This window comes from Streptomyces roseicoloratus (assembly GCF_004117935.1).
GTDB classification, from domain to species: domain Bacteria; phylum Actinomycetota; class Actinomycetes; order Streptomycetales; family Streptomycetaceae; genus Streptomyces; species Streptomyces roseicoloratus.
In genome coordinates this window covers 213,513-231,904 of sequence record NZ_SDOY01000118.1, presented here as the reverse complement: position 1 = coordinate 231,904, position 18,392 = coordinate 213,513, and the positions used below count along the sequence as shown (strand labels likewise).

The following is an 18,392-nucleotide window of genomic DNA, read 5'->3' as shown; positions in this document are numbered from 1 at the left end:
GGTGGCTTCTCGGGGCGTCTCCGCGGGCTCTGGGTGCGGGCCGTCGGGCTCGCGGCCGTCGGGCTCGCGGCCGTCGGACTCGGAGCCGTCGGACTCGGAGCCGTCGGACTCGGGACCTTCGGGCTCCGGCCGTCGGGCTCGGGTCCTCTCCATCCTGGGGCGTTTGCCCCGTTCTGGCCTGCGGAGGAGCACGGCTGCGGTACATCTGTTCGCCCCGCGACGGCGGTCGGGCTGCATAATCGCTCCGAGTTGACCGGGGAGGGGACCCATCGATGTCCGGACACGTCTGTCTCGAATGCGGCGTACACAGACCCGGCTGCGCCTGCGAACGCGCGCAGGCGCAGGCCGCGGAGCAGGCCGCGGCGGAGGACTTCCACCCCCTGCGCATCCGGCCGTACGTGACGCTGAGCGCCACGGAGGACGAGGCGGGGACGCCGGCGGCCACGGAGGCTCAGGGCGCGGCGTACGAGAACCCGTACGGCGGGTACGAGCCCGGCCGCGCGGACGACCGGCCCGGAACCGCCCCGGCGGGCCACCCGGCCGACTTCCGCGCCGGCAACCCGGCCGACTTCCGCACCGGCCACCCGGACGGCGTTCCGGGCGGGATTCCGGGCGGCTTGCCGATCGGGATTCCGGGCGGCGTTCCGGGCGACTTCCCGGGTGGGTTTCCGGGCGACCACCCGAACGCCACCACGACGGCGGCCCACCCCAACGGCTTCCCCGGCGAACCGCCGAACGGCTTCCCCGCCGGCCACCCGGACGACGACGGGCCCGCACTGACCCTCGCGTACGCCCCCGAGGGGCGCGGGGCCGTGCGGCGGCGCGGCCGGGGCGCCGTGATCGCGGGCGTGGTCGCGGCGGCCGTCGTGAGCACGGCGGCGCTGGCCGCCGCCCTGATCGCCGGCGACGACGGCACGGACGACCTGGCCGGCGTCCCGGAGGTCACCACCAGCGCATCCGAGAACGTGGCCGTGTCCGAGGCGCCGACGAGCACTCCGTCCAGCTCGGCCTCCGCCTCGGCCGACCCGTCCCCGACGTCCGCCTCGCCCTCGCCCTCCGCGTCCGCATCCGCGTCGCCGTCCCCCACCGCCGCCCGGACCAGGTCCACCGATCCCTCCGCTCCTCCCACCCGCACGGCCCCGGCCGCACCGGCGCGCCCGAGCGTGACGACCGCGCCTTCGTACGGACCCTCCGAGCCCCCGACGCTCAGCCTCGGCTCCTCGGGCGAGGAGGTCTCGGAGCTCCAGCGGCGACTGTGGGAGCTCGGGCTCTACGACGGCCCCGTCAACGGCTCGTACGGCAGGAAGGTGGAACGCGCGGTCGAGCGCTACCAGTCGTACATGTACATCGAGGAGGACCCGCGAGGCGTCTACGGCCCGCACACGCGGGAGGCCCTGGAGGCGGTCACGGAGGGCTGAGCGGACCCGGGGATCCTCGCGGCCCCTGCCGAGTCGCGGGGGGCTGCCGGATCGGTCCCGGGATGCGGACGGGGTTGGCCAGGTGCGGAGCCGTTTTGTATCGTGGAGGAACAAAGTGGCCCCGCCCGTATTCCCTGACCGGCGGGCGGGACCGCTTCGTTTCTTCGCGCCCATCTCCGACCACCCTTCCTGGAGATTCCCGATGACCGCCACCACCCCGGCGTCGCTCACCACACGTGCCCTCCTCCTCGACATGGACGGCACGCTCGTCAATTCCGACGCCGTCGTGGAGCGCTGCTGGCGGCGCTGGGCGGAGCGACAGGGGCTGGACCCGGCCGAGGTCCTGAAGGTGGTGCACGGGCGCCAGGGCTACGCCACGATGGCCGTGCTGCTCCCGGACCGGCCGATGGAGGAGAACCACGCGGACAACCGGGTGATGCTCGCCGAGGAGACCGCCGATCTCGACGGGGTCGTGCCGGTGGCGGGCGCACCCGCGTTCCTGGCCGCGCTGGCTCGGCTGCCGCACGCCCTGGTGACCTCGGCCGACGAGGCCCTGGCCCGGGCCCGGATGGGCGCGGCGGGCCTGCCGATGCCGGAGACGCGGGTCACGGCGGAGAGCGTCGGCGCGAGCAAGCCGGATCCCGAGGGCTTCCTGAAGGGCGCGGCGGCGCTGGGCTTCGAGCCGGCCGACTGCGTCGTCTTCGAGGACTCCGAGGCGGGCATCCGGGCGGGCCGGGCGGCGGGCATGCGGGTGGTCGGCATCGGCCCGCGCGCCGCGGCCTTCGCCCCGGACGTGCACGTGGCCGACCTCACGGCCGTACGGATCGAGCCGGCGGCGGACGGCACGCTCACCCTGGCGTTCGCACAAGCCTGAGAAGACCCCCGCTCCGACTCCGCGGCGACGCGTCTACCGTGACGCGCCGCCGCGGAGTCGTTCGCGCACCCGGGCGCACCGCGCACCCACCCGCACGACGGCGCGGCGCAGCGCTCCCCGCGCCCGCACCCCCTTGGAACGCCCCCAACTCCCCTACATTCCGGGCACTTCACACCCCTTGATGTGACGTGAGCATGTCGCCACCCTGTTACCTGGCGCACCCCTCACGGAAACCAGGCGCCGCCACGATGACCGGGCCGGCCGTCCCCCAGGGTCCGACCCCGGGAGACGGATCCGGTCAAGGTCCCCCCACATCAAGGGAGTTCGCATGTCCAGCGTCCGCATCTACGCGCGTCACACAGCGGCACTCGCCGCCTCGGCCGCCCTGGCCGCGACCGGCCTGCTCGCGACCGCCCCGGCGGCACAGGCCGCTCCGCCCACACCGGTCAGCGCCTCCACCGCCCGTACGTACCTCGCCTCGCTCACCGTGAAGGCGGAAGGTTCCTCCAGCGGCTACAGCCGGGACCTGTTCCCCCACTGGATCACCCAGTCCGGCGCCTGCAACACCCGCGAGGTGGTCCTCGAGCGCGACGGCGTGAACGTCGTCCAGGACTCCAGCTGTGCGGCGGTGAGCGGCAGCTGGTACTCCGCATACGACGGGGCCACCTGGACCGCGGCCTCCGACCTGGACATCGACCACGTGGTCCCGCTCGCCGAGGCCTGGCGTTCGGGCGCCAACTCCTGGACCACCAGCAAGCGCCAGGGCTTCGCCAACGACCTGACGCGCCCGCAGCTCATCGCGGTCACGGACAACGTCAACCAGTCGAAGGGCGACCAGGATCCGGGCGAGTGGATGCCTCCGCGCGCGTCGTACCGCTGCACGTACGCCCGGATGTGGGTGCAGGTGAAGTACCACTACGGCCTCAGCGTCGACTCGACGGAGAAGAGCGCCCTGCAGTCGACCCTGAACGGTTGCTGACGCGGGATCGGCGGCCGCGGGGACGGGAGGGCGCGACAGCCATCGACGCGGGACGCGACGGCCATTGACGCAGCGTCAATCAGTGCTGACGCGCGGTCGATGGCCCCGACACCTATTTGTTGAACTTGCAAGCAATAGTGAGGGGTGCCTAACCTGAGGTCCTCGGTTCCCGTCCCCCACGGCCCGCGCCTCCGGCGCAGCCAGACCGAAGGAGTCCACCTCCATGAACGCGCTTGCGAGCCGTCTGAACCAGGCTCAGCCCTACGCGCTCGGCCTCTTCCGCATCGTCGTCGGCCTGCTCTTCGCCTGCCACGGCGCCGCCTCCCTCTTCGGATGGCTCGGCGGCGCCGGCGGCAGCGGCGGCACGATCCCGGGCGGCACCTGGCCCGGCTGGTACGCGGCGGTGATCCAGCTCGTCGCGGGCGGCCTGGTCCTGCTGGGCCTGTGTACGCGCGGCGCGGCGTTCCTCGCCTCGGGCTCGATGGCGTACGCGTACTTCGACGTCCACCAGTCCCAGGCCCTGTTCCCGCTCCAGAACGGCGGCGAGTCGGCGGCCCTGTTCGCCTGGGCCTTCGTGCTGCTCGTCTTCACCGGCCCGGGTGCGCTGGCGCTCGGGGCCCTCTTCGGGGCACGCGGCACGGCCGCGGAGGGCTCGGGAAGCCCGGAGGAGAAGCGGGCGACGACGGTCGCCGCGTAAGCGGCGAGCAGACGGACCGGGCCGAAGTGACGCACGGATCCGCCGGACGTCGCGCATCCTGCGCACGCGGCAGGTCCCGCCGGAGTCGCGCGGCAGGTCCGCCGGAGGCGCGGGTCCGTGCGTACGCGGCTGGCCCGCCGGGCACCGTTCGTCGACAGGGGCCGGAGACCGCGAGGGCGGTTTCCGGCCCCTGTCGGCGTCCGGGCCCGGGGCGCCGCGTAGGCTCTGGCCCCGTGAACGTGCTCGACAGCACGGGGTGGTCACTGCAGTCGCTGACCGCGGGCCCGTGGATCTACGCGGCGGTGATGACGTCGATCCTTCTCGACGTCTTCCTGCCGGTGCTGCCGAGCGGCATCCTGGTGGTCACGGCCGCCACCGCCGCCTCGGCCACGGCGGCGGGCGCGACGGGTGCGGCGGACGCCGCCGGCGCCGTCGGTACGGCCGGCGCGGCCGGTGCCGAGGCCGCCGCGTACGCCCCGGCCCTGGTGCCGCTGCTGCTCTGCGCCGCCACCGCCTCGATGCTCGGCGACCTGGCCGCGTACCACCTGGCCCGGCGCGGCGGGACCCGGTTCGGGCACGCCGTGGCCCGCTCGCGCCGCCTGAACGCGGCGCAGGAACGTCTCGGCGAGACCCTGGCGCGCGGCGGCGGACTGCTCGTCGTGCTCGCCCGCTTCGCGCCCGCCGGGCGCTCCGTCGTCTCGCTCGGCGCGGGTGCGACCGGGCGCCGGCTGCGGGACTTCCTGCCGTGGTCGGCGCTGGCGGCGGTGGTGTGGGCGACGTACGGCGTGGGGCTCGGCTGGCTCGGCGGCCGATGGCTGGGCGCGACCTGGCTGGGCGCCTGCGTCCCGGTGCTGGCGCTCTTCCTGGCGGGCTCGCTGGCGGCCTGGGTCATACGGCGTCCGGCTGCGGCTCCGGCTCCCGCTCCGGCGTCCTGACGGGGTGCGACCCGCGGATCTCCAGGTCGGCGAGGAGCCGTGCGGTGGCGGCGGCCACCTCTTCCACGGCGCGGTCGAACACCTCGCGGTTGTGGGCGGCGGGCGCGCGGAACCCGGAGACCTTGCGGACGAACTGCAACGCGGCGGCATGGATGTCGTCGCCGGTGGCCTCGTGGGGCAGGGCGGGCGGGCGAAGGGTCTTGATGCTGCGGCACATGCCTCCAGTGTGACGCGCCCCACTGACAACGGAGGTCTACCGGGACACGGGCCACCGCGGCGGGCCCGGGCTGCGACGAGGCGGGGCCCGGCGGCCCCGGCCGCCTCAGGTGCCCAGCCCCCGGCGACTGCGCGCGTTGATCTCCGCGGCTCGGGCGCGCAGCTCCCGCAGGGGCGTGGCGAGCTGGACGTCGGCGGGGTCGGCCTCCCACTCGCCGCCGCCGTTGACGCACCGGATGCGGAACCGCCCGGCGACGCTCGCGACGTAGAAGCCGACCTGTCCGGTGGCGGCATCGCGGACGAGGTCACCCTTCTCGGGCACTGATTGCACGCGCGTCCCTCCGTCCATCGGTCCCTCCGTCCATCGGCCCATCCGTCCGTTCCGTCACCGGATCCGTGCGACCGGACCGGAGAGGAGACTCCGTACGACCGGACCGGGGATCGGACGGCGACGGATACGCCTGGATGCACCTGGATACACCCAGCGAAGCCTGGGGATCGCTCTCTGTCAACGCATCTCTAGAGATGTCCCCCGAAGGATGGATCGCCCGCGCGGGACGGCCCACCGGTGTCCTTCGCCTCCTCGGGGCGCGCCGTAGGGTGTCCCGCAGAACGAAGGGAGTGGTCCACTCATGACTGACCCGGACAGCGGTCGTCGGCCCAAGTACCAGCGGATCGCCGACGAGTTGAGAACCGCGATCCAGGCGGGCACCTTCGCGCCGGGCGACCGGCTCCCCGGCGAGAACGACCTGATGTCGACCTACGACGTGGCCCGGATGACCGCCCGCCAGGCCCTGTCCGTCCTGCGCAACGAGGGACTCGCCGAGGCGCGCAAGGGCGCCGGGGTCTTCGTCCGCTCCTTCCGCCCGCTGCGGCGTCGTGGCATCCCGCGGCTCGCCCACGGCCACTGGGGCAGCGGTCGCTCGGTCTGGTCGGCGGACGTGGCGGAGGACCGCGCGCTGGTGGTCGACCAGATCGAGGTGACCACCGCCCCGGCGGGGGCACGGGTGGCGCGGGTCCTCGGTCTGTCGTGCCCGGACGAGCCGGTGTGCGTCCGCAGCCGCCGCTTCGTGCTCGACGACCGGCCGGTGCTGCTCTCCGTCTCGTACCTGCCGGCGGCGCTCGTCGAGGGCACCGCGATCATGGAACCGGACACGGGCCCGGGCGGCACGTACGCGCGCCTCGCCGAACTGGGCCGGCGGCCCGTGCACTTCCGCGAGGAGATCCGCTCCCGGATGCCGACGGCCGAGGAATCCGACCGACTGGCCCTGGAGTTCGGCACGCCGGTGATCCTGATCGGCCGAACGGCCGTGACGGAGCAGGGAGTCGCGGTGGAGCTCAACGAGATGACGCTGGACTCGGCGTCGTACGTGCTGGAGTACGACTTCGACGCGTGAGGACACCGGCGGCCCGGCACCGTACGGCCGCGAGCCCCCCGCCCGCGCGCCTCTCTGCCCCGCGCCCGTCTGCCGCGCGCCCGTCTGCCGCGCGCCCCCCGCCCGCGCGCCCTTCTGCCCCATGCCCCTCTGCCGTCCGCCCGACGGACCGCCGCGCCGGCTCACTTCCCGACGGCCGCCGGGGCCGCGCCGGCGGAGGCCTCCCCCTGCTGTCCCGACCGCCCCGCCGGCCCCTCCAGCCCCTCCAGCCCCTCCTGACGCTGAACGGGGATGCCGTACTGCTGCAGCTCGGCGTTGACCTGCCCGCCGAGGGTCATGACGTTGAGCGTCGCCGAGTTCTCGCTGGCGATGGCCTTCTCGACGCGGGCGACGAGGGTCGTGAAAGCGTCACGGTCGGACGTGCCGTGGTACGGGCCGACGCGGGCGGAGAAGTAGACCCGTTCGTGGCCCAGGAGTTGCTCGGTGGACCGGTAGTTCTTCCACTGCTCGCGATAGCGGTAGACGCTCTCCAGCGACACCGAGGCGACCACGACCAGGCTGAGCACGGTGGCGGTGATCCGCGCGAAGGCGAGATCGAGGTTCACGAGTACGGGCACGAGCGCACCCCCGACCACCGAGACCGTCCGCATCCGCAGGTGCATGGCCTTCATCTTGGTCGCCTTGGCGTCGTACCACTCCTGATACTGGGCGAGCCTCTGGTCGAGGTACGTTTGCGCGGTCATCCGGCTGCCGGGCGCCTGGACTTCGGGCGCGTCCCCCACGTCTTCCATGCGCGGAGTACACCGTCCGCGCAGCGAACGCGTCAAGCCGTCACGTCGCCAGAAACAGCGGAGCATCGAGTGCCTCGACAGGACGACTTCCCCAAGGTGTCGACCAGCACCTTCACGGAGCGGAAGGGGGTGCTCAAGGTCGCAGAGGTCGTGAACGACGCCGGGTGCCTGTGGAGGGAGACCCTGACCCACGACGTGGGCATCGACGGCCAGATCGAGTACGTGGACCCGGAGGGCAGGGCCACGGGGCGGCTGGTGGCCGTGCAGATCAAGTCCGGCGCGTCGTACTTCTCCTCGCGGTCCGACGGCAGCGTGCACTTCTCCCCCGAGCCGAAGCACAGGAACTACTGGGCGTCGTTCCCGCTGCCGGTGATCGTCGTCCTGCACCATCCGGAGGAGGACCTGACCGTCTGGGCGGACGCCCGGCACCACCTGCGGTACGGAGAGACGCCCCGGATCGCGATCCCGGAGGCCCGACGCCTCACCCCGGCGGCGGTGTCGGACATCCTCCGCCTCGACGGCGAACTCCCCGCCCATGGTTTCGATCCGACCGCCCTGATGCGCGGGATGGCGGCGGAGACCAACGGGGCGAAGGTGACGAGCCTGTCCTTCTTCGACCTGTTCTTCCACGGCCTGACCGACCTGGGCCACTGCCTGTACTTCGGCATGGACCTCGCCCTGGAGATCAGAGGAGCGAAGGACGCGCTCCTGGAGCACGAGGACCGCTTCCTGTCCTGGGGCCAGGAGGACCACGCGTTCCTCGACCGCTACATCGCCTTCCTCGTGGCACACGACCTGGTCCGGCTGGACTTCGACAACTGGCGCCGCAGCACGGAGGACGGCCTGGTCGGAGTCTTCCTCGCACCCCTGACCCGCAAGGGCCGCGACCTGGTCAGGACCGCCGCGGACCTGGACGCCGCCTTCTTCCCACCCGGCCGGGGCCCCCGCCGCCACCTGGTGGAGGACCGCCCGGTCCACATGCCCTTCACCGACGCCGGCACCCGCCTCCTCCACACGGAACGCTTCAAGCAAGCCTTCACCCGCCACCGCCCGACGTGACCGTGGACCGGCGCCAGGGCCGGCGATCGCTCCCCGTCGCTCCGTTCGAGGACGCGCCTCTCACCGGACCGATCAGCGACGTCGTTCCCCACCGCTCTGAGTCCCCGGAAGGACGCTGCGGGGCGAGGCCGATGGCCCGGGCTGCTGCACGCCGTCGCTGTACAGCCTCCAATTCGCCGCCCCCATCGAGCGCCCGAAGGAGCCCATCTCGCCCCGCAGAGCCTCCTCGTGCTCGGCGCTCAGCGGGATCGGAGATCCCGCCATGTCCAGGAGAACGAGCGAGGTGACCAGCAGGCCGCGCGAGAGTCCGTCCAGTACCGGATTGTGGTCGGTCCGGGAGTACGACTCGTACAGCCCCTCCACGAATACCCGGAACACCGGCAGCTCGACGTCACAGCCGCCCAGTCGGTCGTTGCGCGTCAAGCCGGTCGGCAGCTCCAGACACTCCGCCGCGCCCTGCACGAGGGAGAGGTAGAGCCGCCCGCTGTGGTAGCCCGCGTCCCACAGCATGTCCCCGTCCAGTTGGTAGGGGTAACCCAAACCGCACCTCCATTGGTGTCGTTCCCGTCACAGACCACCAGCCGGTACACCGGCCTGCGGCAGCCACCGCAGGCCGGTGGTACCGCGGCCTCGTGGCCAATCTCGCACAGCGCCGCGGGCACGCGGACGTCAGCCGCCTCCACAGGACGCCCTGACCGCTGGAGTACGCCCGCCGGACGCGCGCGACGAGAGCGGCCTTCCGGGACCCCCGCAGCGACGCTTGGCGGTCGCCTGCCGCGTCGTCACGGGGCGCGAAGCGACGATCGACACCACCTCAACCGAGGTGGGTGCGCGCCCCTCCCCCTGGCCGTGGTGCTCCTCGCGGAAATCGATCCCCTCCGGCCCGTCCGCCACCGACGACGTCGGCGTAGTCCTCCGGATCGACCTCCAGCAGCGTCCACGAGACGACATCCCCCGGCGCAAAGCTCTCCCCGCAGCACTGCATCTGCCAGTCATCGACCCAAATCGTCAACGTCATGCCGCCATTGTCCGCCGCGGGCGGCTGCTCACGGCTGCTCCTACGAACGCCCGCGTGCGCAGTCGGTGACGCCGGAAACTTCGTGCGCCTCCCGGGCGGTCACCAACCTGTTCGCCTGCTCCGGAACGAAGACCGCGAGTTTCCCGCTGCGCTCGCCGCTGCCATGGCGGTCCGACTCGACTGCATAGGCGAGGACGGCGTCGACTTCGAGCCCTACGAGTCCTTCCTGACTGCCGACGAGACAACGAACTGGCTCCGTGCATGGACGGGCAACAGCGACCTGACCGGCGATGATTTCCGCGTCTTCGGCCAGGACGGCACGGGCGGGAACGCGACCTTCTGGCTCATCCGTGCCAGCCGGGACCTGGCAGAGCAGCCCGTCGTCTTCATGGGCTCCGAAGGAGAGACCGGCGTCGTCGCCCGCGACCTGGGCACCTTCCTATGGCTGCCGGCTGACGGCTACGGCCCGTGGGAAGCGGCCGCCTTCTACGCACCCGAGCCCGACTGGACTCCGCGGGTCAACGAGGCCTTGGCGGCCATCGCGGAGGAGCACGCTCCCGACCAGCGGGCGTCGGCACCGGCGATCATCGCGGAGGCCACACAGGAGTTCCCCGACTTCGACGACCTCATCATGGGGCTGTGCCGCTGAGCCCCACCACGAGGCCGGACAGCGCAACCGCAGGCGCCGGCGCCGTCAGGTGCTGAGGGTCCGAGCCCGCTCCGAGCCGCCTTCGGGAAGGACGACGGGTGTCCGGCCAGTGAGGTCGTACGGCTCCAGCTCGTCGACCACCGCACGGACCGACCGAGCCTGGCGACGTATCCGGCACGTGAGCGGCACGGCGCCCCTCCCCCGCCTCCCCGCCCGACGAACGACCAAGGCCCAGGCTCCCGGTTCAATACCGGTGACCTGGGCCTTTGTCCATCTACCTACTGGTGGGCGCGGACGGTTTCGAACCGCCGACATCTGCTTTGTAAGAGCAGCGCTCTACCCCTGAGCTACGCACCCGTGGAAGGAAGCAACAGCGTACATGGCCGACCCGTGGGGATCGCAAACCGATACGGGTGGGGCCGGGCGGTGAACCGGTGGGGGCGTGTCTTCGTCTGTAGCGGGTGGGAGAATGGACCGACCGGGCAGGCGGCGGAGACAGCACGGGGAGAGGGATCGTGGCGGCGAGCGACGGCAGGGGCAGGGCTACGTCCGGGATCACCAGCGTGCTCCGTGTCTCCCTCGCGCTCCCGCTGCTGGCCGTCGCCCTGCTGCCGCAGGCGCTCGCCGGCGGTGGAGGCGGGGGGCGGCGGTGGTTCGGCGGGCGGGACGAGAGCCGGCGGGCCGAGGCTCAGGCCGCCAAGGACGCCGCCGCGGCCGCTTTCTACGAGCTCGACACCGCCCAGCGCGGGCTGAGGATCTCCATCGAGACGATCTCGGCCGTCGACGACTCCCCCGACGCCCGCCGGGCCGTCGAAGGGTTCGCCGCCCTCGGGCGGCGCATCGACGAGGTGAGCCATGGCTACATCACCGCGGTCGACGCCCACGATCTCGACCGCGTCGAACTCGACGGCGCCACCGCCGGGCGCGCCCGGACCGAGCTGGAGCGGGCCAAGGCCGAGCTCGTGCGGGTCAAGGGCGAGCTCGACCGGTTCGAGCAGGGGCTCGCGCCGCTGCTCGACCGTGCCGAGACCCAGCTCGCCCGCCTCGCCCCCGCCGTCGAACGGGCCCGGCAGGCGCTCCGCGCCGCCAGCACCGCTCTCGACGCCACCCGCGACGCCGGCCTCCGGGCCGACGACCTCGCCTCCCGGCTCGCCGCCCTCGGCCCCGAACTGACCCGGCTCAACGAAGGAGCCGGGCGGCACGGCGTGGCCGAGACGCTGCAGCGGGCCGACACGGTGCTCCGCGAGGCCGAGGCCGTACGGGCCGAGGCCGAGCGCCTCCCCGAGCGCGCCGCCGAGATCGACAAGCGCCTCGTCTCCCTCCGTACCCGCGCCCAGGCCCTCGCCACCCGCGCCGCCGGCGTCGAGCCCGTCCTCTCCGAACTGCGCCGCCGTTTCACCGTCGCCTGCTGGCAGGACCTCCAGCACGTGCCCGAGCAGGCCGACACCGCCGCCCGTCAGGCCGAGGAACGGCTCGCCGAGGCCGCCAAGGCCCGCACCGAGCAGCGCTGGCCCGACGCCACCGCCCTGCTCTCCACCGTCCGCGCCCTCCTCAACACCGCCGACGAGGGCGTCTCCGCCGCCGGTGACCGACTGCGCCGCCTCGACGCCGTCGCCAAGGACCCGCAGGCCGAGATCGACCGCACCCGCTTCACCCTTCGTGACGCCCAGCGGCTCGCGATGGCCGGGCGGAACACCCCCGACCCCCGCCACGCCCAGCCCCTCGACGGCGCCGTCGCCCGGCTCGACCGCGCCGTCGGTTCGCTCGACAGCGGCCGCCATCCCGACTACTGGGCCTTCCTCACCGAGCTCGAAGCCATCCGCGCCACCGCCGGCCAGGTCGTCGAGCAGATCCGCGAGGAGCGGGGCAAGCCGTGAGCGACACGCCGTAACCTGGGTCCATGCCTCGTTACGAGTACCGCTGCCGCACCTGCGGGGACACCTTCGAGCTCAGCCGTCCGATGGCCGAGTCCTCCGCCCCCGCCGCCTGCCCCGCCGGGCACGACGACACCGTCAAGCTGCTCTCCGCCGTCGCCGTCGGCGGCACCGCCTCCGCCTCCGGGCCCGCGCCCACCGCGTCCTCCGGTGGAGGCGGCGGGTGCTGCGGGGGCGGCTGCTGCGGCTGAGGGCGACAACGGGGAGCAGGTCACCGAGTACGCCTCGGCCTACTGGGAGGCGGTGCTCGTCACGGCGCTCACGGCGGTCCTGGGCTTCGTCGCCCTACGGGTCGTCCGGGCGGTCAGGCGGGGTCCGGGAGCGCGTCGCGCGCGGGTGCGCCGCGTACGCCGCTGACCCCGGTCGCCGACCCGCCGTGGGAAAGGAGCACTCCGCCGTCGGTCCGGACGGGGCCGCCGTCGGTCCCGGTCGGGCCGCCGTCGGTCCCGGTCGAGGTGTGGTGTCGTGCCGCCGCGCGGAACCTGCGGACGATCTCCTCGCCCGCCGCCACGCCCCGCTCGGGCAGCGCCGTCACGTGGGGCGCGGTCCAGCCGGAGTCGGCGAGTTCGCCGTGGCCCGGCCGCCAGGCCAGGTCGGCGGCGAGCAGCAGGTCGGCGTCGAGGAGCGAGTCGCCGGCCGCCAGCGTGAGCGTGGCTCCGGTCCGGCGCGCGACCTCACGCATGGCCGCGCTCTTCGTGAGCGGCCCCGGCACCGCGTACACCTTGCGACCCTGGAGCGAGACGGTCCAGCCGCGCTCGCCCGCCCACGCGGTGAAGCGGTCGAGCCAGTCCTGCGGGAGCCGTTCCCGCTCGACGACCAGATACGCGAACAGGTCCTCGGCGACGCGGTGCTTGCGCACCCAGGAGAGGTCGGTGGTGGCGGTGAGGTACGCGCGGATCTCGGCGAGCGGCGCGCAGGCGTCGGCGACGCGGCGGAGCACCTCGGCGTGCCAGTCGGGGTCGGAGACGCCGTCGACGAGGATGTGGCCGCCGTTGGCGCAGATCGCGTACTTCGGCGCCGGTGCGGGCGTCGCGCCGCCGCTGCCGACGAGGCCGTCGGCGCTGCCGCCGCCGAGCAGCCGGATGCGCTGGTACTGCTTGCGGGTGCGGGTGGTGGTCGGCACGAAGACCGTCTCGGCGGCGAGCGCGCGCAGTTCGTCGGCGGCGCGCTCGGTCACGTACGAGAGCGGCTTGGACTCGTGGACCTCCAGGCACAGCAGCCGGGGTGCCTGCGGGTCGGGCATGCCGAGGGCGAGGGCGCCGCTGGAGTAGATGAGCGTGCGGTCGAGGTCGCTCGCGACGAGCACGGTCGGAACGGCGGCCGAGGACGCGGCACCTGGGGACGCGGAGGCAGTGGACGCGACGGCCGTGGATACGGCAGCGGCGGACGCGGAGGCAGTGGGCGCGGCGGCAGTGGGCGCGGCGGCCGTGGATACGGCAGTGGCGGACGCGGGGGTAGTGGGCGCGGCGGCGCTTCGGGTCTTCTTCATCGGGACACCACCGCCTTGCCGTCGGCGCCCGTGGCCCCTCGTGTGAAGCGGGGGTGGATCAGGCCCACGCAGCTGTACGGGAGTTCGTCGACCTCCTCGACCGGCACGCCCCGCTGCTCCGCGAGCAGGCGTACGTGCGCCAGGTCCGCGGCGCCGGCGCCCCGCTTGGCCAGGATCTTCCAGGGCACGCGGCGGAGCAGGACCCGGGTGGTCTCGCCGACGCCCGGCTTGACCAGGTTGACGTCGTCGATGCCGTACTCCTCGCTGATCCGCTCGACGGCGGCCCAGCCCTCCCAGGTGGGCGTGCGGTCCGCGGCGAGGAGTTCCTTGACGTCGGCGTCGACGGTGGCGGCGACCTCGTCGAAGCGGGCGGCGACGGCGTCGAGGAACGCGCCCGAGACGTCGGCGCCGGCCAGTTCCCGGTAGAACTTGGCGCCGTGGAAGTCGTGCGGGCCGACCAGGTCCGAGCGCAGCACGGTGCGCGATATCAGGCCGGACACGGTGGAGTTGAGGCACGCGGACGGGATGAGGAAGTCCTCGCGGGTGCCGTACGTACGGACGCAGGAGCCGGGGTCGGCGAGGACCGCGATCTCCGGCGAGAAGCCGGGGAACTCCGCGAGGGCTTCGGCCAGTTCGCGGGTGATGGCGCCCTTTCCGGTCCAGCCGTCGACGAACACGACGTCGGCCGGGTCGTGGTGCTCGGCAAGCCAGCGCAGGGCGTTGGCGTCGATGCCGCGGCCGCGCACGATCGACACGGCGTAGTGCGGCAGGTCGAGGCCGTGACGGGCCTGCGCCCAGCGGCGCATCAGGACGCCGACGGGGGTGCCGGCGCGGGCCAGCGAGACCAGGACCGGGCGCGGGGAGCGTTCGGCGAGCACGGTCTCGGTGACGGTGCCGACGGCGCGGGCGATGCGGTCGGCCGAGGCGTCCAGGGCGGTGTGGAACAGCTCCTGGTAGCGGTCGCTCGGCTGGTACTCGACGGGCAGCGACTCGGCGTAGTGCGCGCCGCCGCTCTGGATGGCCTCCTCGCGCTCCTCGGTCGGGGCCTCCAGCTCCACGTCCGAGAGGTCCTGGAGCAGCCAGCCGACCTCCTCGGGGGCGTACGAGGAGAAGGCGGGGCCGCGGAGGGGCTCGGGCAGCATGGAGCTCCTTTCGGGAGCTTCGAGGGCGTGGTGGGCCGACTGGCCGGTGGTTCCGTCGGGGTGCGCGGGTACGTGCTCCGGCACGTACGACGGGACGACGGCGAGGACCACGTGCGGGATGTGCGCGGCGAGCCGGGCGAGGAGGCCGTCCGGCGCGTGGAGTTCCGGGGTGTCGGCGACGGAGTCGACGACGGCGACGACCGCGTCGAAGCCGCCGCCCGCGACGTTGTACGCGTAGCGCTCGCCGGGGCCGTCGGCGGGCTCGTCGTGCGCGGGGAACACCAGCCGGGTCCGTATCGCGTAGCCCGGGTCGTCGACGGCGAGGACGGGCGAGCGGGTGGTGGTCGAGTACCGCACGTCGGCGCCGGCGCGTTCGAGCGCGAGGGCGAGGCGCAGCGGCGCGTACATGAGCTCCTCGAAGCCGAGAACGAGCACGCGCGGGGGCGCGCCGGGCACCGGGGCACTGCCGGGTGCCGCGGTGCCGCCGGGCGCCGGAGGTCCGCCGGGCGCCGCAGTGCCGCAAAGCGCCGGGGCGCCGCCGGGCGCCGGGGCGCCACTCCGTATCCGGGCGCCACCAGGCGCCAGCGCCAGGGCCTCGGTCAGCTGGTCGGTCATGGCGGGCAGCGCGTCGTCGAGGGCCTCCGCGTGGGCGGGGGTGAAGCCGTGCCGTCCGCCGTCCGGTACGGCGGCGGGCCAGCCGAGCTCGACGCGCACGGGCGCGTTCCGCGGTGCCCTCGGCACCTCCGGCGCGCCCGGCGCCTGCGCGCTCTCGTGTGCCGCGACCAGTGCCCGGCCCTTCGCCAGGACCTCGTCCGGCAGCCGTACGGTGCCGGTCGCCGCGGTCACCAGGTCGACGCGGGCGCCGATCTCGCGGGCGAAGGCCTCGAGCCTGCCCTGGTCGGCCGCCGAGCGCATGTCGACGAGGGCGACGATCACGTACCGCTCGCGGGGATGGCGTTCGTGCAGGTCACGGATGGTGTTGAGGACCGTGTTCCCGGTGGAGAACTCGTCGTCGACGAGGACCAGCGGGCCGTCGCCCGCGAGCAGCTTCGGGTCCTCGGGGAGGAGCAGGTGGGTGGTGGCGTGGGAGTGGGACTCCTCGAAGCCGCCGGCGGTGGCGACGCCGGCGACCGGGCGGCGGGTGGAGTGGAGGTACGGGGCGAGGGCGAGGCCGTCGGCGACGCTGTGGCCGAGGCCGGTGGCGGTCTCGGCGTAACCGAGGACGACGGCGCGGGCGGCCTCCTCGTCGCCGAGCAGGTGCCGCACCCGTACGCCCAGGTCACGGCCCGCGGCGTAGACGACGCCCGGCCGCTGCGGCACGTGCTTGCCCAGCACGTTGGACACCAGCAGGTGGGCCCGCTTGGGGTTGCGGCGCAGTGCGAGGCCGAGCAGGTCGGGCAGCGCCTCGTCGCCGATCAGTTCGACGCCCAGTCGCTCCGCGACCCAGGTTCCGGTCCACACCACGTCGTCTTCGTCCCTTCGTCGGCCGGCGTCAGCCGGCGAGTCCCGCGGTGAGCAGCTCCACGAAGCCGACGTCCTCGCGGGCGACGCCGAAGACCTCGGCGCGCCGCAGGGTCCGCTCGGCCCACGCGCGGTGGGGCTTCACCTCGTTCATCTTGTTGGTGTACGCGGAGCGGAGCACTCCGCCACCGCCTCGTTCCGGCCGCAGGATGTCCTGGGCGTCGCTGAACTCCTCGTGGCTGACCACGGACAACGCGTGCACCGGCACCACGTGGGTGGGGTGGATGCAGGTCTTGCCGAGTAGACCGTTCGCGCGGTCGAGCTCGATCTCGCGGAGGAGTCCGTCGAGGTCGTGCTCGATGAGCGTGGTGCGCAGGTCCTCGGCGCGGCCCTCCAGGAAGGGGCTGCGGCGCAGCTGTGGCTTGAACATGCGCTCGCCGGGACGGAAGTACTCCCAGACGGGTCCGGTGACGGTGAAGCCGGTGTCGTCGGCGCGCCCGAGGACGTTGACGACGTCGCCGATGACGGAGGCGACGATCTGGACGTCGTAGGCGGTCATGAAGGGCGAGCGGCGCAGCCCGTAGGCGGAGCAGAAGTCGGTGACGCCGAGGCGGACGGCGAGGACGCGCTCGCGGTACTTCGCGGTGAGGGCGGCGATGCCGGCCAGGGTCTCGGCCCGGGTCTCCAGGTGGAGCAGCTCGGGCGACTCCAGGACGGGCATCGCGAAGAGCCGGCGGCCGCAGGCGCGCTCGGCCTCGGCGAGCGCTTCGAGGAAGGGGCGGCCGCGGGTCTCGGTGAACTTGGGGAGTACGAATCCGGACAGCAGCCGAACCGTTTCGCCCAGCCGGGCGACGAGGTCGGTGATCTGCTGGGGTTCGCGCACCCGCACGAAGAGCAGCGGCAGGTCGCCCGTGGCGGCCGGGGCCCCGTGCAGGGTCTCGTCCAAGGTCTCGCCCTCGGCCGCAGCCGGGACCGCGGCCCTGGTTGCGGCCGCGGTGCCGGCCCCGGCGTCCTCCGGGGCGCTTCCCGCGGCCAGGTCGGCGAACTGGCGGACCAGGTTGGCCTCACCCGCCTCCACCTCGGCGTCGTCGATCGAGTCCTCGAGGCAGAGGACCATCGAGGTGACTCCGCGAGCGGCCTGCTTGCGCACGTCGTCGGCGAGCCGCGGCCGGGTGGCCGGGCTGTAGAGCGTGGCCCCGAGGGCCACCGCGAGGGTGTCCGCCGGCGAGTCCGCCGTGAAGACGGCGGGCTCCCGGTGGAACAGCGCGGCTCGCGCGGCGGCCGGGATGTGCCCGAAATGACGCATTGTTCTCCCCCGACTGCCGGAACGGCCGCTGATGACATGTGGCCGGTAATAGTACGTAGGCGAGGGTGTCCGCAGTTCCCCGCGTGAGTGAAGTTCAGGTAACTCGTCCGCTTCCGGCCCCCCGCGTTGTCCGGAAGGCGGGCGGGCAGGGAAGATGACGGACATGACGCACGCGATGCTGAAGGGCTCCAACGTCCCTCTCGACACCGCGGCCGTACGGGCCGTGCTCCGCTGGACGCCGGGATCCGGGGTGCCCGACGTGGACGCCTCGGCCCTGCTGGTCGGCCCGGACGGTCGTGTGCGGTCCGACGAGGACTTCGTCTTCTACAACCAGCCGCGGCACCCCTCCGGGCTGGTCCGCCACCTGGCGAAGCAGCGCGGCCCCGAGGGGCTGACGGACACGCTGGAGGCCGATCTGGGCCGGCTGGACGCCGCGGTGGACCAGGTGGTGATCGCCGCGTCCTCGGACGGCGGCACCTTCCGCGCCGTCTCCGACCTGCGGATCGTGCTGTACGACGCCGCGCCGGGCGCGGGCGGCGAACCGCTCGCGGTCTTCGACGTGACGGCGGAGACCGGCGAGGAGACGGCGATCATCTGCGGCGAGCTGTACCGGCGCGGTGAGGGCTGGAAGTTCCGCGCCGTGGGGCAGGGCTATCCGACCGGTCTGGTCGGGCTCGCCACCGACTACGGCGTGTCGGTCGACGACGCGGCGGACGGTGGTTCCGCCGGGGAGGCGGCGGCGGACGCCGCCGCTCCCGGCGCCGACGCGTCGCCCCCGACCGGCGCGTCCGGTGCCACCGGCCCGGGCCAGGGCCCGGCGCACGACCCGGACGCCACGGTCGTCCGCGCCCCCGGCATGCCCGCTGCGCCTCCGCCGCCGCCCGTACCGCCGCAGCCCACGGCGCCTCCGGCACCGGCGCCGGCCTACGGCTACCCGCAGCCGACCGGCGCTCCCGCGTACGGCTACCCGCACGCGGCCCCGGAGTTCCGCATGCCGCCTATGGGCCCCCAGTTCGCCAGGCCCTGACCAGCGGCAGGCAGCGGCCCC

The 18,392-nt window shown here is 73.7% G+C and carries 18 protein-coding genes, 1 tRNA gene and 1 pseudogene; 11 read left to right on the top strand and 9 right to left on the bottom strand.

Going from position 1 to position 18,392, the window contains the following annotated elements; translation table 11 throughout:
- The first annotated feature begins 272 nt into the window (after nucleotides 1–272).
- The 5 genes from ESG85_RS16870 to ESG85_RS16850 all read left to right on the top strand — a co-directional run bounded on the left by ESG85_RS16870 (nucleotide 273) and on the right by ESG85_RS16850 (nucleotide 4,903).
- Nucleotides 273–1,418 carry a peptidoglycan-binding domain-containing protein gene (locus tag ESG85_RS16870; RefSeq protein WP_128980107.1) on the top strand — a complete coding sequence of 382 codons (1,146 nt, stop codon included), beginning with the start codon at nucleotides 273–275 and terminating at the stop codon, nucleotides 1,416–1,418.
- 202 nt (nucleotides 1,419–1,620) lie between these two features.
- Entirely contained in the window at nucleotides 1,621–2,292 is a 672-nt protein-coding gene (locus ESG85_RS16865; protein WP_128980105.1) for an HAD-IA family hydrolase, read from the top strand.
- Between the two features lie 328 nt (nucleotides 2,293–2,620).
- Nucleotides 2,621–3,271, top strand: coding sequence for an HNH endonuclease family protein (locus ESG85_RS16860; RefSeq protein ID WP_128980103.1), 651 nt, complete (start codon nucleotides 2,621–2,623; stop codon nucleotides 3,269–3,271).
- Between the two features lie 223 nt (nucleotides 3,272–3,494).
- Nucleotides 3,495–3,968 (top strand): DoxX family protein, encoded by a 474-nt coding sequence (locus ESG85_RS16855; protein WP_128980101.1) that lies wholly within the window; start codon nucleotides 3,495–3,497, stop codon nucleotides 3,966–3,968.
- Between the two features lie 239 nt (nucleotides 3,969–4,207).
- The gene (locus ESG85_RS16850) at nucleotides 4,208–4,903 is read left to right on the top strand and encodes a DedA family protein (RefSeq protein WP_246095098.1); all 696 of its coding nucleotides are present in this window, start codon (nucleotides 4,208–4,210) and stop codon (nucleotides 4,901–4,903) included.
- Here the strand turns inward: ESG85_RS16850 and ESG85_RS16845 are convergent.
- Nucleotides 4,857–5,120 carry a DUF2277 domain-containing protein gene (locus ESG85_RS16845; protein ID WP_128980099.1) on the bottom strand — a complete coding sequence of 88 codons (264 nt, stop codon included), beginning with the start codon at nucleotides 5,118–5,120 and terminating at the stop codon, nucleotides 4,857–4,859. The genes ESG85_RS16850 and ESG85_RS16845 overlap by 47 nt on opposite strands.
- A gap of 105 nt (nucleotides 5,121–5,225) precedes the next feature.
- Complete coding sequence (locus tag ESG85_RS16840) at nucleotides 5,226–5,450, bottom strand: hypothetical protein (protein WP_128980097.1); 225 nt, start codon at nucleotides 5,448–5,450, stop codon at nucleotides 5,226–5,228.
- A gap of 301 nt (nucleotides 5,451–5,751) precedes the next feature.
- Here ESG85_RS16840 and ESG85_RS16835 point away from each other — a divergent pair, with 301 nt between their 5' ends.
- Nucleotides 5,752–6,516 (top strand): GntR family transcriptional regulator, encoded by a 765-nt coding sequence (locus ESG85_RS16835; protein ID WP_128980095.1) that lies wholly within the window; start codon nucleotides 5,752–5,754, stop codon nucleotides 6,514–6,516.
- A 161-nt stretch (nucleotides 6,517–6,677) separates the two neighbouring features.
- Here ESG85_RS16835 and ESG85_RS16830 read toward each other — a convergent pair whose 3' ends face one another.
- The gene (locus tag ESG85_RS16830) at nucleotides 6,678–7,286 is read right to left on the bottom strand and encodes a DUF4231 domain-containing protein (protein WP_246095087.1); all 609 of its coding nucleotides are present in this window, start codon (nucleotides 7,284–7,286) and stop codon (nucleotides 6,678–6,680) included.
- A 69-nt stretch (nucleotides 7,287–7,355) separates the two neighbouring features.
- On the opposite strand from ESG85_RS16830, the gene ESG85_RS16825 reads away from it, so the two are divergent.
- On the top strand, nucleotides 7,356–8,345 hold the full coding sequence (locus ESG85_RS16825) for a DUF4365 domain-containing protein (RefSeq protein WP_164986255.1): 990 nt from the start codon (nucleotides 7,356–7,358) through the stop codon (nucleotides 8,343–8,345).
- Nucleotides 8,346–8,417: 72 nt separating this feature from the next.
- Here ESG85_RS16825 and ESG85_RS16820 read toward each other — a convergent pair whose 3' ends face one another.
- A complete protein-coding gene (locus ESG85_RS16820; protein WP_128980089.1) occupies nucleotides 8,418–8,885 on the bottom strand; it encodes a DUF6086 family protein in 468 nt (155 codons plus the stop codon).
- 274 nt (nucleotides 8,886–9,159) lie between these two features.
- Nucleotides 9,160–9,330, bottom strand: a complete 171-nt coding sequence (locus tag ESG85_RS35915; RefSeq protein ID WP_425471247.1) for a DUF6578 domain-containing protein — start codon at nucleotides 9,328–9,330, stop codon at nucleotides 9,160–9,162.
- Between the two features lie 196 nt (nucleotides 9,331–9,526).
- Here ESG85_RS35915 and ESG85_RS16810 point away from each other — a divergent pair, with 196 nt between their 5' ends.
- Complete coding sequence (locus ESG85_RS16810; protein WP_246095086.1) at nucleotides 9,527–10,012, top strand: SMI1/KNR4 family protein; 486 nt, start codon at nucleotides 9,527–9,529, stop codon at nucleotides 10,010–10,012.
- Nucleotides 10,013–10,294: 282 nt separating this feature from the next.
- On the opposite strand, the gene ESG85_RS16805 is transcribed toward ESG85_RS16810, so the two are convergent.
- Nucleotides 10,295–10,369: transfer RNA gene (locus ESG85_RS16805), tRNA-Val, on the bottom strand.
- Nucleotides 10,370–10,566: 197 nt separating this feature from the next.
- Here ESG85_RS16805 and ESG85_RS16800 point away from each other — a divergent pair.
- Both ESG85_RS16800 and ESG85_RS16795 read left to right on the top strand, forming a co-directional pair.
- Nucleotides 10,567–11,889 (top strand): coiled-coil domain-containing protein, encoded by a 1,323-nt coding sequence (locus ESG85_RS16800; RefSeq protein ID WP_246095096.1) that lies wholly within the window; start codon nucleotides 10,567–10,569, stop codon nucleotides 11,887–11,889.
- A gap of 23 nt (nucleotides 11,890–11,912) precedes the next feature.
- Complete coding sequence (locus ESG85_RS16795) at nucleotides 11,913–12,137, top strand: FmdB family zinc ribbon protein (RefSeq protein WP_128980085.1); 225 nt, start codon at nucleotides 11,913–11,915, stop codon at nucleotides 12,135–12,137.
- A gap of 272 nt (nucleotides 12,138–12,409) precedes the next feature.
- On the opposite strand, the pseudogene ESG85_RS16790 reads toward ESG85_RS16795, so the two are convergent.
- From ESG85_RS16790 to ESG85_RS16780, 3 genes and pseudogenes are all read right to left on the bottom strand, one after another.
- Nucleotides 12,410–13,435 (bottom strand): annotated as a pseudogene (locus ESG85_RS16790) (HAD family hydrolase); the annotation flags it as partial.
- Nucleotides 13,432–16,041 carry a phosphoribosyltransferase gene (locus tag ESG85_RS16785; RefSeq protein ID WP_128980083.1) on the bottom strand — a complete coding sequence of 870 codons (2,610 nt, stop codon included), beginning with the start codon at nucleotides 16,039–16,041 and terminating at the stop codon, nucleotides 13,432–13,434. The pseudogene ESG85_RS16790 and the gene ESG85_RS16785, both read right to left, overlap by 4 nt.
- A gap of 28 nt (nucleotides 16,042–16,069) precedes the next feature.
- Nucleotides 16,070–17,344 (bottom strand): HpcH/HpaI aldolase/citrate lyase family protein, encoded by a 1,275-nt coding sequence (locus ESG85_RS16780; protein WP_128980081.1) that lies wholly within the window; start codon nucleotides 17,342–17,344, stop codon nucleotides 16,070–16,072.
- A gap of 154 nt (nucleotides 17,345–17,498) precedes the next feature.
- On the opposite strand from ESG85_RS16780, the gene ESG85_RS16775 reads away from it, so the two are divergent.
- Nucleotides 17,499–18,371 (top strand): TerD family protein, encoded by an 873-nt coding sequence (locus tag ESG85_RS16775; RefSeq protein WP_128980079.1) that lies wholly within the window; start codon nucleotides 17,499–17,501, stop codon nucleotides 18,369–18,371.
- Nucleotides 18,372–18,392 lie beyond the last annotated feature (21 nt).